The sequence below is a fragment of the Streptomyces sp. NPDC085866 genome (assembly GCF_044541035.1).
In the GTDB taxonomy this organism is placed as follows: Bacteria; Actinomycetota; Actinomycetes; order Streptomycetales; family Streptomycetaceae; genus Streptomyces.
Genome location: NZ_JBITSQ010000015.1, coordinates 1 through 13,996, shown reverse-complemented (window position 1 = coordinate 13,996; position 13,996 = coordinate 1). Strand labels below are relative to the sequence as shown.

General features: G+C 72.8%; 9 protein-coding genes and 2 pseudogenes. 9 read left to right on the top strand and 2 right to left on the bottom strand.

Translation table 11 applies throughout. From position 1 onward, the window contains the following. Nucleotide 1: 1 nt before the first annotated feature. From ACIF83_RS33085 to ACIF83_RS33075, 3 genes and pseudogenes are all read left to right on the top strand, one after another. Nucleotides 2-526: a hypothetical protein gene (locus tag ACIF83_RS33085; protein WP_398139822.1), complete on the top strand. Its 525-nt coding sequence runs from the start codon at nucleotides 2-4 to the stop codon at nucleotides 524-526. A 122-nt stretch (nucleotides 527-648) separates the two neighbouring features. Beyond that, a pseudogene (locus ACIF83_RS33080) lies at nucleotides 649-1,404 on the top strand (dolichyl-phosphate beta-glucosyltransferase); the annotation flags it as partial. A gap of 14 nt (nucleotides 1,405-1,418) precedes the next feature. Beyond that, nucleotides 1,419-2,657 carry a glycosyltransferase family 39 protein gene (locus ACIF83_RS33075; RefSeq protein WP_399732731.1) on the top strand — a complete coding sequence of 413 codons (1,239 nt, stop codon included), beginning with the start codon at nucleotides 1,419-1,421 and terminating at the stop codon, nucleotides 2,655-2,657. A gap of 154 nt (nucleotides 2,658-2,811) precedes the next feature. On the opposite strand, the gene ACIF83_RS33070 is transcribed toward ACIF83_RS33075, so the two are convergent. Next, nucleotides 2,812-4,680, bottom strand: coding sequence for an ABC transporter ATP-binding protein (locus ACIF83_RS33070; protein ID WP_399732438.1), 1,869 nt, complete (start codon nucleotides 4,678-4,680; stop codon nucleotides 2,812-2,814). Beyond that, nucleotides 4,677-6,512: an ABC transporter ATP-binding protein gene (locus ACIF83_RS33065; RefSeq protein WP_399732435.1), complete on the bottom strand. Its 1,836-nt coding sequence runs from the start codon at nucleotides 6,510-6,512 to the stop codon at nucleotides 4,677-4,679. The genes ACIF83_RS33070 and ACIF83_RS33065 overlap by 4 nt, the downstream gene beginning before the upstream one ends. 217 nt (nucleotides 6,513-6,729) lie before the next feature. Between ACIF83_RS33065 and ACIF83_RS33060 the strand changes: the two genes are divergently transcribed. From ACIF83_RS33060 to ACIF83_RS33035, 6 genes and pseudogenes are all read left to right on the top strand, one after another. Next, nucleotides 6,730-7,638, top strand: coding sequence for an ABC transporter ATP-binding protein (locus ACIF83_RS33060; RefSeq protein WP_399732432.1), 909 nt, complete (start codon nucleotides 6,730-6,732; stop codon nucleotides 7,636-7,638). Further along, a pseudogene (locus ACIF83_RS33055) lies at nucleotides 7,635-8,368 on the top strand (ABC transporter permease). Before ACIF83_RS33060 ends, ACIF83_RS33055 begins: the two are co-directional and overlap by 4 nt. A gap of 25 nt (nucleotides 8,369-8,393) precedes the next feature. Next, nucleotides 8,394-9,644 carry a sensor histidine kinase gene (locus ACIF83_RS33050; RefSeq protein ID WP_399732429.1) on the top strand — a complete coding sequence of 417 codons (1,251 nt, stop codon included), beginning with the start codon at nucleotides 8,394-8,396 and terminating at the stop codon, nucleotides 9,642-9,644. Beyond that, complete coding sequence (locus ACIF83_RS33045) at nucleotides 9,634-10,269, top strand: response regulator (protein ID WP_393480748.1); 636 nt, start codon at nucleotides 9,634-9,636, stop codon at nucleotides 10,267-10,269. Before ACIF83_RS33050 ends, ACIF83_RS33045 begins: the two co-directional genes overlap by 11 nt. A gap of 110 nt (nucleotides 10,270-10,379) precedes the next feature. After that, a complete protein-coding gene (locus tag ACIF83_RS33040) occupies nucleotides 10,380-12,107 on the top strand; it encodes an ABC transporter transmembrane domain-containing protein (RefSeq protein ID WP_399732728.1) in 1,728 nt (575 codons plus the stop codon). Continuing rightward, nucleotides 12,104-13,900 carry an ABC transporter ATP-binding protein gene (locus tag ACIF83_RS33035; protein ID WP_399732425.1) on the top strand — a complete coding sequence of 599 codons (1,797 nt, stop codon included), beginning with the start codon at nucleotides 12,104-12,106 and terminating at the stop codon, nucleotides 13,898-13,900. Before ACIF83_RS33040 ends, ACIF83_RS33035 begins: the two co-directional genes overlap by 4 nt. Nucleotides 13,901-13,996: the final 96 nt, after the last annotated feature.

The following is a 13,996-nucleotide window of genomic DNA, read 5'->3' as shown; positions in this document are numbered from 1 at the left end:
CATGGATCACTTCGAACGGCAGCTGACGCAGCTGATGCACAGCACCCAGGAACACAGTCCCTTCGAGGCCAGGCATCAGGACCGGCTGTACGCCGGCGTGCGCACCCGGCGCCGGGTGCGGGCGGCGCGCCGGGCCGCCGGGTCCGTACTGGCGGTCGCGGGGCTCGGCCTCGGCCTGTTCCTGTGGCCGCACGCACCGACCACGGACCGGCCCAGCGCTCCCCACCCGCGGCCCGCCGTCAGCCCGTCGCCCACCCCGAGCACGTCACCCTCGCCGGACGACTCGCCGAGCCCACCGCCCAGTTCGACGGCGACCACCGGGGCACCGAACCCCGGCGGAACCATGGAGACCTCCGTACCGCCCGCGACGTCGACGACCACCGAGCCGGCCTCCGGCCCGCCCACCGGCACGGCCACGGCGACCCCCACGGACCCGCACTCCAACACCGCACCTCCGCCCACGGACACCGCGAGCCCGGACGACTCGTCGGACGCACCTTCCCAGGTGGCAAGCCCGACCGGATAACCCGCGGCCCTCCTCCGTCACTTCGCCGCCGCGCGCTCCCTCAGCGCGCCCCGCACTCAGGAACACAAGGGACCTACGTGATAAATCTCCGCCCGCGTCGGGCCACACCGTCGAGGACTCCGCTGCCCCGGCTCGCCCCGCTGCCGACCGATCACGGGGAGCCCGTCCTGGACCTGGCCGTGCCGGTGTTCAACGAGGAGAAGGACCTGGAGCCGAACGTCCGACGGCTGCACGCGCACCTGCGGGACACGTTCCCCTACCCGTTCCGGATCACCGTCGCCGACAACGCCAGCACCGACCGCACGCCGAGCATCGCGGCCGGGCTCGCGGAGGAGCTGGCCGAGGTGGGGTGCATACGGCTGCCCGAGAAGGGGCGCGGGCGGGCGCTGCGCGCGGCCTGGTCGGGCTCGCGGGCGCCCGTGCTGGCGTACACCGACGTGGATCTGTCCACCGGCCTCGCGGCGCTGCTGCCGCTGGTCGCACCGCTCATCTCGGGCCACTCCGACCTGGCCATCGGCACCCGCCTCGCACCCGGCGCCCGGGTGGTGCGCGGGCCCAAACGGGAGGTCATCTCCCGCTGCTACAACATCCTGCTGCGCTGCACGCTCTCCGTCGGCTTCTCCGACGCGCAGTGCGGGTTCAAGGCGGTGCGGCGCGATGTCGCCGAGCGGCTGCTGCCGCTGGTGCGGGACGGGGAGTGGTTCTTCGACACCGAACTGCTGGTGCTCGCCGAGCGGGCGGGACTCAGGATCCACGAGGTGCCGGTGGACTGGGTGGACGACCCCGACAGCCGGGTCGACATCCTCGCCACCGCACTGGCCGACCTGCGCGGGATCGCCCGGATGCGCCGCGCACCGGCCCGCCGCCGTACGGGATCGAGCGCCGCATGACCATGGCTCTGGACCACGTACCGGCCCCGGCCCCGGCCCGCGCGCCCGGCCCCCGCGAGCGCCTGCGCGCCGCCGCCCGCCACCACGGCCCGGTCCTCGGGTTCTACGGCGCCCTGAAGCTGGCCGGCTTCTGCTCCTTCATGTACCTGCTGGACTCGGCCGGTGACTTCCGCACCAAGCACCCGCGCTTCGGCGGCGGAGCGCACACCTGGGACGTCCTGGCCACGTGGGACGGCTGGTGGTACCAGCAGATCGCGCTGCACGGCTACGACCCGAAGCTCGTCCACATCCCCGGCGCCACCGGCCTGATCACCCTGGAGGGCAACTCGGCGGCGTTCTTCCCGCTGTACCCGGCGCTGATGCGGCTGACCTCGACGGTCACCGGCCTGGGTCCGTTCGGCTCCGGCCTCCTGGTCTCGATCCTCGCCTCGTTCGTCGCCGCCCTCGGGATCTACGCGGTCGCCGACCGGTTCGGCGGCCGGCGGGCCGGTCTCGCGGCGGCCGGGCTGTGGGCGGTCTGGCCCGGCTCCGGCGTGGAGTGGGCGGTCTACTCCGACTCCCTCTACGTCGCCCTGGCCGCCTGGGCCTGCTACGCGGTCATGACCCGTCGCTGGCTCACCGCCGGGGTCCTCACCTTCACGGCCGGCCTCAACCGCCCCACGGCCGCCGCGCTGATCGCCGCGCTCGCCGTCGCCGCGCTGTGCGCGCTGCGCGACCGCCGCGACGGCGTCCTGCGCCCGCTGCTCGCCATGGCCCTGGCCCCGCTGGGCCTGCTCGGCTACCTCGGCTGGGTGGGGCACCGGATGGGCGACTACGGCGGCTACTTCAAGCTCCAGTCGGGCGCGTGGGCGCACAGCTTCGACTACGGCGAGCAGACCTTCGACGTCCTGACGTCGGTCCCCGTGGGCCACTTCACCTACCTGTCCGCCTGGCCCTTCGCCGACGTGATCGGTGTCGGGGTCGTCCTGCTGGCGTTCGCCCTCCTCCCCCTCCTCCTGCGGCTGCGCCCGCCGGCGGTGCTGGTCGTCCACACCGTCCTCACCCTCGCCCTGGTCCTCGGCAGCCAGCAGATCTTCGCCAACGTCTCGCGCTACCTGCTCCCCTGCTTCCCCCTGTTCATCCCCCTGGCCGTCGCCATGCGCCGCCTCAGCCTGCGCGTGCAGTGCACCCTGTTCGGCATCGCCGCCCTGGCCTCCGGCTCGTACGCGGGGTACGCGCTGTTCGAACTCGGGGTGCCGTAGGGCCCGGTTCCGCCGGCTGCGAGCGCCACGGCTGTCCGCGCCTCGGCCTGGTCGTACGGCACCGGGACATCGACGTGGACCTGGTTGCGCTGCGGGCGCGGTGCGCCCGCAGCCTGACGGGGAGCTCCGACAACGCAGTTCGACCGATCGGTGGCTAGGCCAGGCTGTCCCGCCACGCCCGGTGCAGGTCCGCGAAGCGGCCCGTGCCCGCGATGAGTTCGTCGGGGTGGCCGTCCTCGACGATGCGGCCGTGCTCCATGACCAGGACGCGGTCGGCGATCTCCACGGTGGAGAGGCGGTGGGCGATCACCACCGCGGTACGGCCCCGCAGGACCGTCGACATCGCACGCTGGACGGCCCGTTCGCCCGGGATGTCCAGGGAGCTGGTGGCCTCGTCCAGGATCAGGACCGCCGGGTCGGCGAGCAACGCGCGGGCGAAGGAGACCAGTTGGCGCTGTCCGGCCGAGATGCGCCCGCCGCGCTTGCGTACGTCGGTGTCGTACCCGTCGGGCAGTGCGCTGATGAACTCGTGCGCGCCGATCGCCTTGGCGGCCCGCTCGATCTCCTCGCGGGTGGCGTCGGGCCGGCCGATCGCGATGTTGTCCGCGACCGTGCCGGAGAACAGGAAGGCCTCCTGGGTCACCATGACCACCCCGCGCCGCAGTTCGGGCACGGCCAGCTCGCGCAGGTCGACACCGTCCAGCAGCACCCGGCCGTCGGAGGCGTCGTAGAAGCGGGCGAGCAGCTTGGCCAGGGTCGACTTGCCCGCGCCGGTGGAGCCGACGACGGCGACGGTCTGCCCGGCCGGGAGGGTCAGGTCGAAGCGGGGCAGCACCTCGCCGCCGGTGCGGTAGGCGAAGCGGACCCCGTCGAAGACGACCTCGCGGCCCGGGAACTCGCTCTTGGGCGACGGGAGTTCCCGGGGCTCCGACGGCTCCGGCACGGACGGCGTCTGCGCCAGCAGCCCGGCGATCTTCTCCAGGGAGGCGGCCGCCGACTGGTAGGAGTTCAGGAACATGCCGAGCCGGTCGATCGGGTCGTACAGCCGCCGCAGATACAACACCGCCGCCGCCAGCACACCCAGCGCCAGCGAGCCGGACGCCACCCGGTAGGCACCCCACAGGACGATCGCGGCGACCGCCGTGTTGGCCACCAGGCGGGAGCCGACCACGTACCGGGCCATCTCCAGGAGCGCGTCCCCGTTCGTCCGCTCGTGCCGCCTGTTGAGGACGGCGAACTCGGCGTCGTTCGCGGCCTCCCGGCGGAAGGCGCGCACCGGGCGGATGCCGTTCATCGTCTCCACGAACTTGACGATCACCGCCGCGATCGCCGTGGAGCGCGCGCGGTACACCCGCCCCGCGCGTCGCTGGTAGACCCGTACGAGCAGGTACAGCGGCACGAAGGAGGCCACCGCGACCGCGCCGAGGCCGAGATCCAGCCACAGCAGCATCGCCGAGATGTAGACGAACGACAGCACGACGGTCACCAGCTCCTGGAGCCCCTCGTTGAGGAGTTCGCGCAGCGACTCGACGTCCGTCGTGGAGCGGGAGATCAGCCGTCCCGAGGTGTACCGCTCGTGGAAGTCGACGCTCAGCGCCTGCGCGTGCCGGAAGATCCGGCCGCGCAGGTCCAGCAGCACGTCCTGGCTCACCCGGGTGGAGACCTCGATGAACGCGAACTGGAGCCCGCCGGAGAGCAGCGCGCACAGCAGATAGCCGACGGCGACCGCGATCAGCGGACCGTGGTCGTGGTCCCGGAACGCCGGTACGGCGGTGTCGAGGGCGTACGCCACCAGCAGCGGGCCCGCCTGCACCGCCGCCTGCTGCAGCAGCAGGAGGACGGTGGTGAGGGTGACCCGGGCCCTCATGGGGGCGAGCAGCGAGCGCAGGAGGGAGGCCGTTGCCCCGGGTGGAGTGGGCAGGACGTCCTGGTCGAAGGGATCGCCCGCACCGCCGGTGTCCTTGGGGCGGGGGAGTTCGTCGTCGTTGTCCGTGGCGGGGGCGGCGGTCGTGGTGGTGGTCATCGGAGGTCCCCTCGTTCCCCTTCTTGGCCTTGTTCGCCCTGTTCGCCTTGTTCGCCTTCTTCGCCGGACATCAGGTGTGCGTACTCGGCGTTGGTGCGCAGCAGTTCCTGGTGCGTGCCGACGGCGGTGATCCGGCCGCCCGACAGCAGGGCGACCCGGTCGGCGAGCAGCACCGTCGACGGGCGGTGGGCCACGATCAGCGCTGTGGTGTCCGCGAGGACGCGTCGCAGCGCGGCCTCCACGGCGGCCTCCGTGTGCACGTCCAGGGCGGACAGCGGGTCGTCCAGCACGAGGAACTCCGGTCGGCCGACGACCGCGCGGGCCAGCGCGAGGCGCTGGCGCTGACCGCCGGACAGGCTCAGGCCCTGTTCGCCGACCTGGGTGCTGGTGCCCTGCGGGAGCGCGTGCGCGAACTCGGCCTGCGCCACGGCGAGGGCGCGGTCGAGGTCCGCCTCTCCGGCGTCGTCCCCGGCCCCCATGAGCACGTTCTCGCCGACACTGGCCGAGAACAGGGTGGGTTCCTCGAAGGCTACGGCGACCTTGGCGCGCAACTCCTCGCGGGACATCACGGTGATGTCGACTCCGTCCAGGGTGATGTGGCCGGAGGTCAGCTCGTGCAGGCGGGGGATGAGGGCGGTGAGCGTCGTCTTTCCGCTGCCGGTGGCTCCGACCAGGGCCATGGACTCGCCGGGGCGGATGTGGAGGTCGATGTGGTCGAGGAGGGGTGGGGAGTCGGGCGGAGCATCGGGGTAACGGAACCGGACGTCCTCGAAACGCAGTCCCCGCGCAGCGGCACCTCGCGGCGCCGAGGCGCGCGAGCCGCCCCCGGCCGACCCGTCTTCCAGCGCCTCGTCCATCACCTCGAAGTACCGCTCGGTCGCCGTCGCCGCCTCCTGGCTCATCGCCAGCAGGAAGCCGATCGAGTCCACCGGCCACCGCAGCGCAAGTGCCGTGCTCAGAAAGGCGACCAGCGTGCCCGCGGACAGGTCCCCGTCGGCCACCCGCACCGCGCCGAGCACCAGCGCCGCCCCGATCGCCACCTCGGGAAGCGTCACGATGACGCCCCAGATGGTCGCCAGCAGCCGCGCCTTGCGCAGCTCCGTGCCGCGCAGCGCGCCCGACAGCTCCCGGAACGCCCGCGCCTGGCTGCGGTGCCGGCCGAAGCCCTTGATGATGCGGATGCCGAGCACGCTCTCCTCGACCACCGTCGTCAGGTCCCCGACCTGGTCCTGGGCGCGCCGCGCCACCTCGGCGTAGCGCCGCTCGAAGACCACGCAGGTCCACATGACCGGGACGGCCGGCCCGAGGATGACCAGCCCGAGCCTCCAGTCCTGCATCAGCATGATCACCACGCCGACCAGGATCGTCACCCCGTTGACCAGCAGGAAGGTCAGCGGGAAGGCGAGGAACATACGCAGCAGCATCAGGTCGGTGGTGCCCCGGGAGAGCAACTGGCCGGACGCCCAGCGGTCGTGGAAGGACACGGGCAGCCGCTGCAGACGGCCGTACAGGCCCGCGCGCATCTCCGCCTCGACGTGCGACAGCGGCCGGGCCACCAGCCAGCGTCGTATGCCGAACAGGACGGCCTCGGCGAGGCCGAGCAGCAGCAGGTACAGCGCGCCGAGCCACACCCCGGCCGGATCCCGGTCGGCGACCGGTCCGTCGACCAGCCACTTCAGGACGAGCGGGATCACCAGTCCGGTACAGGAGGCGACGATCGCGACGGCCGCGGCCGTGAACAGCCGGGCCCGCACGGGGCGGACATACGGCCACAGTCGCAGAAGGGTGCGTACGGCGGAGCGGTCCTCGGTGGTTGCACGTGTCGTGGGCATCATCGCGAGCCTACGGATGCGCACTGACATCGCCCACCGAGTTTTGGCCGGACCCCGGTCCGTCGCTGGTCCTACGACCTGCATGTTCGAGGGGTCGTACAAGGAAGCCGAGGAGCCACGCGCAGGGGGTCGTAGCCCGCCATCAACCGATCGGACGATGCCGCTTCGAGCGCGACGGCCGATGTGCCGGGCCCCGCCCGCACGGGATTCTCGACGCATGGCATCCGTCATCGAAGTCACCGATCTGCGCAAGTCCTACGGCGGCCGCGCCGTCGTGGACGGCATCTCCTTCGCCGTCGAGGAGGGCGAGATCTTCGGCGTCCTCGGCCCCAACGGCGCCGGCAAGACCACCACCGTCGAGTGCGTCGAGGGGCTGCGTGTCCCGGACGCCGGGCGGGTCCGGGTCACCGGCCTGGACCCCGTCGCCGACCACGAGCAGGTCGCGAAGGTCCTCGGCGCCCAGCTCCAGCAGAGCGAACTCCAGCCCAAGCTCACCGTGCGGGAGGCGCTGGAGCTGTACGCGGCCTTCTACCCGCACCCCGCCGACTGGCGGACGCTGGCCGAACGGCTGGGGCTGGCCCAGAAGTTGGACACTCGCTTCGCCAGGCTTTCCGGAGGACAGCAGCAGCGCCTGTTCATCGCACTGGCCCTGATCGGCAACCCCCGGATCGTCGTACTGGACGAGCTGACCACCGGCCTCGACCCGCGGGCCCGCCGCGACACCTGGCAGCTCATCGAGGACGTCCGCGCGAGCGGGGTCACCGTGCTGCTCGTCACCCACTTCATGGAGGAGGCGCAGCGGCTGTGCGACCGGATCGCGGTGATCGACAAGGGCCGCATCGCGGCGCTGGACACACCGGCCGGGTTGATCCGCCGCTCGGCGGGCGCGACCGTCATCAGCTTCACCCCGTCCGCCCCGCTGGACGAGCGTGAGCTGGCCGACCTGCCGGCGCTCGCCTCGTTCGAGCACCGGGACGGCCGGATCACCCTCTCCGGCACCGACGAGACCGTCAACGCCGTCATCACCCTGCTCGCCCGCCACCGCGTCACCGCCCATCAGCTGCGCGTCCTCGACGCCACCCTCGACGACGCGTTCCTGGACCTGACGAAGGAGGCCACGGCATGAACACCGCCGTCCTGCGCACCGAGTTCCTCCTGTTCCGCCGGGAACCCGGAGCCGTCTTCTGGATCTTCCTGTTCCCGACGCTGCTCCTGGTCATCCTCGGCTCGATCCCGTCCTTCCGGGAGGCCGACAAGTCCCTGGGCGGGCTGCGGCCGGTGGACGCCTACGTCCCCGTCGTCGTCCTGGTCGCCCTGATCATGTCCGGGTGCAGGCGCTGCCCCAGGCCCTGACCGGCCACCGGGAGCGCGGCATCCTGCGCCGGATGCGGCTCACCCCCGTACGGCCCTCCGCCCTGCTGTCCGCGCAGATGGTCGTGCAGGGCACGGTGGCGCTGGCCTCGGCGCTGCTCGCGCTCGTCGTCGGCCGGCTCGCCTTCGGCGTACGGCTGCCCGAGCAGCCGGCCGGATATCTGCTGGCCCTGCTGCTCGCCGCCGGAGCTGCCCTCGCCCTCGGCTCCGTCGTCTCGGCGCTGTCCCGCACCACGAAGATCGCGAGCGCGATCGGCTCGGCGGTGTTCTTCCCGATGATGTTCTGCGCGGGTGTGTGGCTGCCGGTGCAGCAGATGCCGCACGCGCTGGCGCGCGTGGTGCAGCTGACCCCGTTCGGCGCGGCGGCCCGTGCCCTGGGCGAGGCGGCGGCCGGGCACTGGCCCGGGTGGGGGCACCTGGGCGTGCTCGCGGCCTGGACGGTGCTGCTGACGGCGGGAGCCGCACGTTGGTTCCGCTGGGAGTGAGCGAGCCGTGCCGGACACTGGTGCCGTGACGACCGCCGCCCAACAGCAGCCCCGGGCCTCCTTCGACACGTGGGGGCCCTGGGCGCTGCTGGCCGCCGGTGTCGTCGCGGGGACGATCTCGGCCCGCATGGTCGGCGTGGACCGCTCCGAGTTGGTCGTCACGGGAGTGCTCGTGGCCGCGAGCGTCGTGCTGCAGGCGGTCTGGGGGACGGTGAAACGGAGGCGGCCGGGTCCGAGCCGCACCGGTGCCGCCCTCTACCTGCTGCGCTGGACCATCGGCTTCGTGCTGACCTGGATCAACCCGTTCTTCGCCTTCTACGCCGTGACCGGCTACTACACCGCCGTCCGCGAGCTGCCCCGCCGCCTGGTGCTGCCCGGTCTCTTCCTGACCGCCGTCACCATGTCCGGCAGCGAGATCGGCGGTATGCCGCCGCACGGGCTGGTCCTGTGGCTCGGTTTCTTCCTGGTCCTGGGCGTCAACGTCGGCATGGTCAGTGTGTTCACCCGGTACGCCGTGCAGGAGCAGGCCCGATCCGTCGTCCAGACCGACACCATCGCCGAACTGGAGCGCACCAACACGGCGTTGCAGCAGGCGCTCGACGAGAACGCCGCCCTGCACGCCCAACTCCTGGTCCAGGCACGGGAGGCCGGGGTCGCCGACGAACGCCGTCGGCTCGCCGCCGAGATCCACGACACCCTCGCCCAGGGGCTGACCGGCATCATCGCCCAGCTCCAGGTCGTCGCGAACGCACCCGACCTGGACATCGCCCGCACCCACATCGAACGCGCCTCCGCACTCGCCCGGCACAGCCTCGGCGAGGCCCGCCGCTCGGTGCACAACCTCGCCCCCGTGGCGCTGGAGCGCGACGGCCTGCCGGAGGCTCTGCAGAAGACGGTCGGCGAATGGGGCGAACGCGTGGGCATACGCGCCGAGTTCACGGTGACGGGCACCACGGAGCAACTGCACGAGGAGGTCGCGGCCACGCTGCTCCGCATCGCCCAGGAGGCGCTGTCCAACACCTCACGCCACGCGCACGCCACCCGCGTCGGCGTCACCCTGTCCTTCCTGGGCGACGAGGTCATCCTGGACATCCGCGACGACGGCCGCGGTTTCGACCCGCTCGACGTCCCCGCACGCACCCGTTCCGGCGGCTTCGGCCTCGACGGCATGCGCGCCCGCGCCGAACGCATCGCGGGTTCCCTCACGGTGGAGTCCGAACCCGGTCACGGCACGGCGCTGTCGGCTCGCGTACCGTTGGTCCGCCATGACCGGTGACACGGACATCTCTCTGCTGATCGTCGACGACCATCCCGTCGTACGGGACGGTCTGCGCGGCATGTTCGAGTCCGCACCCGGCTTCACCGTGCTCGGCGAGGCGGCAGGCGGCGTCGAGGCCCTCGAACGGGCCGCCGCGCTCGACCCGGACGTCATCCTCATGGACCTGCGGATGCCCGGCGGCGGCGGAGTCCACGCGATCGCCGAACTGACCCGCCGCGGCGCCCGCGCCAAGGTCCTGGTACTGACGACGTACGACTCGGACTCCGACACCCTCCCCGCGATCGAGGCGGGCGCCACCGGCTACCTCCTCAAGGACGCCCCGCGCGACGAGTTGTTCACCGCGGTCCGAGCCGCCGCGGAAGGCCGCACGGTCCTCTCCCCCGCCGTCGCCTCCCGTCTGGTCCACGCCGTCCGCACCCCCCGCAACGAGCCCCTCTCCACCCGCGAACGCGAGGTCCTGACCCTGGTCGCCAAGGGCACGTCCAACCGTGAGATAGCCCGCGAACTGTTCATCAGCGAGGCGACGGTGAAGACCCACCTCACCCACCTGTACACCAAGTTGGGCGTCAAGGACCGGGCGGCGGCGGTGGCGGTGGCTTACGACCGGGGGATCCTGGGCTGAGGCCTGCGCGCGCGGTTTATTCGATGGAGCAACCATCCTTACGCTGAGTACGTTCGACGTCTCCGGTCAGGACCGCTGTTCCGGTGAGTGTCGAGCGGAACGGGGGATGGATGATCGACGCGTACGCGGACCCGGGCACGCCCGACACGCGGGGCGGGTGGCACTACCTGGGCTGGCTGGTGTTGCGTCAGCCGGTGCGGTCGTTGCTCGGAGCGTTGCTGGGCAGTGCGTGGATGGTGCTGATGGCGGCGCAGCCGTACATGATGGCGCGGGCCGTGGACGACGGGCTGGTGCCGGGGCGGTTGGGGGTGCTCGCCTGGTGGACCGCCGCGATGTTCGGGCTCGGGGCGCTGAACGCCTGGCTGAGCATCATGCGGCACCGCACGATGACCCGGGTGCGGATGGACGCCAACTTCCGTACGGTCAAGCTGGTCGTCGAGCACGCGGCCCGGCTGGGGGCGGTGCTGTCACGCCGGGCCGGGGCCGGGGAGGTCGTCACCATCGGGGTCGGTGACGTGGCGACCCTCGCACAGGCGCTGACGGTGGTCGGGCCCGGGGTGGGCTCGATCGTGGTGTACATCGTCGTTGCGGGGCTGCTGCTGGCCATCTCGGCGCCGCTGGCCGCCGTGGTGCTGCTCGGGGTGCCGGTGATCGCGCTGCTCACCGGGCCGCTGACACTGCGGCTGCAGGGCGCGGAGAGCGAGTACCGGGAGCGGCAGGGCGTGCTGACGGCGCGCATCGGCGACCTCGCGGGCGGGCTGCGTGTCCTCAACGGGCTGGGCGGCAAGGGGCTGTTCTCGGACGCCTTCCGGAAGGACTCGCAGCGGTTGCGCGCGCAGGGCTATCGGGTGGGTGCGGCGGCCAGTTGGGTGCAGGCGCTCGGCGTCGGGCTGCCGACGTTGTTCCTGGCCGTGGTGACCTGGCTCGCGGCCCGACTGGCGGCCGAGAAGTCCATCAGCGTGGGCGAGTTGGTGGCGGTGTACGGCTATGTGGCGGTGCTGATCGGGCCGGTGGCGTTCTTCGTGCAGATGGCCTACGAGCTGAACCGGGGCGTGGTGGCCGCCCGCCGGGTCGTACGGCTGCTGCGGCTGGAACCCGAGCCGGACACGGGCACGCTGGCCGCACCGGACGGGCCTGCCGAGCTGTGCGATCCGGCCTCCGGGGTGCGGGTGGCGCCGGGCCGGCTGGTCGCGCTGGCCGCCGTCCGGCCCGCGGAGGCCGCCGCCGTGGTCGACCGCCTGGGCCGGTACGGGCCCACCGAGGCCACCTGGTGCGGGGTACGGCTCGACGCGGTACCGCTGGCCGACGTACGGGACCGGATCCTGGTCGCGGACAACGAGGCTGACCTGTTCGCCGGACCGCTGAGGGAGGTCGTGGCCGCCGAGCACCCGGCCGAGGAGGCCGCGCTGCGCCGGGCGGTGTACGCGGCCGCCGCCGAGGATGTCGTACGAGGGCTGCCGGACGGGCTGGACTCGGCCGTGTCCGGGCAGGGGCGCAGCCTCTCCGGTGGACAGCGGCAGCGGATCCGGCTGGTGCGGGCACTGCTCGCGGACCCCGAGGTGCTGCTGGCCGTCGAGCCGACCTCGGCGCTGGACGCGCACACGGAGGCCACGGTCGCCGAGCGGCTGCGGGCGGCGCGGGAGGGCCGGACGACGGTGGTGGTGAGCACGTCGCCGCTGGTGCTGGACCGTGTGGACACGGTGCTGTTCCTGGTCGACGGCAAGGTGACGGCGAGCGGCCCGCATCAGCGGCTGCTCGTGGCGGAGCCCGGGTATCGGGCGCTGGTGGCGCGAGACGCCGATGACGCTGCTGACGCTGCCGAGGAGGCCGTACGGTGACGACGACGGACACGGGACTGCTTCCGGTCGCGGACCGGGCCGGGGTGCGGCGGGCCACCGGGCGACTGCTGCGGGCGGACCGGCGGGCGTTCACCGCCGCGGTGGCGCTCAACGCGCTGTCGGCCGGGGCGGGGCTCGCCGGGCCGTGGCTGGTCGGGCGGATCGTCGACGAGGTGCGGGCGGGACACGGGGTCGGGGCGGTGGACCGGCTGGCGCTGTGGATCCTGCTCTGCTCGGTGGCCCAGCTGCTGCTGGCGCGCTGGGCGCGGTACGTCGGGCACCGGTTCGGGGAGCGGACGCTGGCCCGGGTGCGCGAGGAGTACGTCGACCGGGTGCTGGCACTGCCCGCCTCGGCGGTGGAGCGGGCCGGCACCGGCGATCTGACCGCGCGCGGTACGGCCGACGTGGCGACCGTCGGCACCACGCTGCGGGACGTCGGACCGGAGCTGCTGGTGTGCACCGTCCAGGCACTGTTCGTGCTCGGTGCGGTGTTCGCGCTCGACCCGGTGCTGGGGCTGTTCGGTGTGCTGGGCCTGACCCCGATCTGGCTGGCGCTGCGCTGGTACCTGCGCCGGGCGCGGGACGGTTACCTCGCCGAGGGCGCGGCCACCTCGGAGGTCGCCGAGATCGTGGCGGCGACCGCGGCCGGGGCACGTACGGTCGAGGCGTTCCGGCTCCGGAGGCGGCGGATCACGGCGAACCGGGACGCGCTGGAGAAGTCCCGCCGGACCCGCTTCTACACCCTCCGTCTGCGGTCGGTGTTCTTCCCCGCGGTCGAGGTGACGTACAGCGTCCCGGTGGTGGGTGTGCTGCTGCTCGGCGGGTGGCTGCACGAGCGGGGTGCGGTGGGCGTCGGTGCGGTGGTGGCCGCGGCGCTGTACCTGCGGCAGTTCACGGAGCCGCTGGACCAGATCCTGATGCGGGTGGAGCAACTGCAGAGCAGCGGTGCCTCGTTCGCGCGGGTGGAGGGGCTGGCGCAGGCGCCCCGGGCGGAGGCGGAGGGCGGCTGTCCGGAGCCTGCGGACGACCGGATTGACGTGCGCGGGGTGCGGTACGCGTACGAGCGGGGCGGTGAGGTGCTGCGCGGGGTGGATCTGACGGTACGTCCCGGTGAACGCCTCGCCGTGGTGGGCCCGTCGGGCGCCGGCAAGACCACGCTCAGCAGGCTCCTCGCGGGCATCGACACGCCCGGGGCGGGCACGGTGACGGTGGGCGGCGTCCCGATCGCGTCCCTGGAACCGGAACGCCTGCGACGCCAGGTCGTACTGGTCACCCAGGAGCACCACGTCTTCCTCGGCACGGTCCGCGACAACCTCCTGATCGCGGAACCCACCGCCACGGACGCCGACTTGTGGGCGGCCCTGACGGCAGTGGACGCGGACGACTGGGTCCGCGCCCTCCCTTCCTCCCTGGACACCCCCCTCGGTCCGAACGGCCACCCCACCGACGGCTCCCAGGCCCAACAGCTCGCCCTGGCCCGGGTCGTGCTGGCCGACCCCCACACCCTCATCCTCGACGAGGCCACCGCCCTCCTCGACCCCACCACGGCCCGGCACACCGAACGCGCCCTGGCCGCGGTCCTGGAGTCCCGCACGGTCATCGCCATCGCCCACCGCCTCCACACGGCCCACGACGCGGACCGAGTGGCGGTGATGGAGGACGGCCGCCTCACCGAACTGGGCACCCACGATGAACTGGTGGCCGCGAACGGGGCGTACGCGGCCCTGTGGCGAACCTGGCACGGGGACACGGCCGCCGAGGCCCAGGGGGTGCCCGGGCGGATCACGCCCTAGCTGTATTGATCACGAGCGTTGTTAACGCTGGCCGGTCTTGATCGTGGCGAAGGCCCCCGTGTGTGGTGGAGGTGTCGAATCTTCACCGCACGGAGG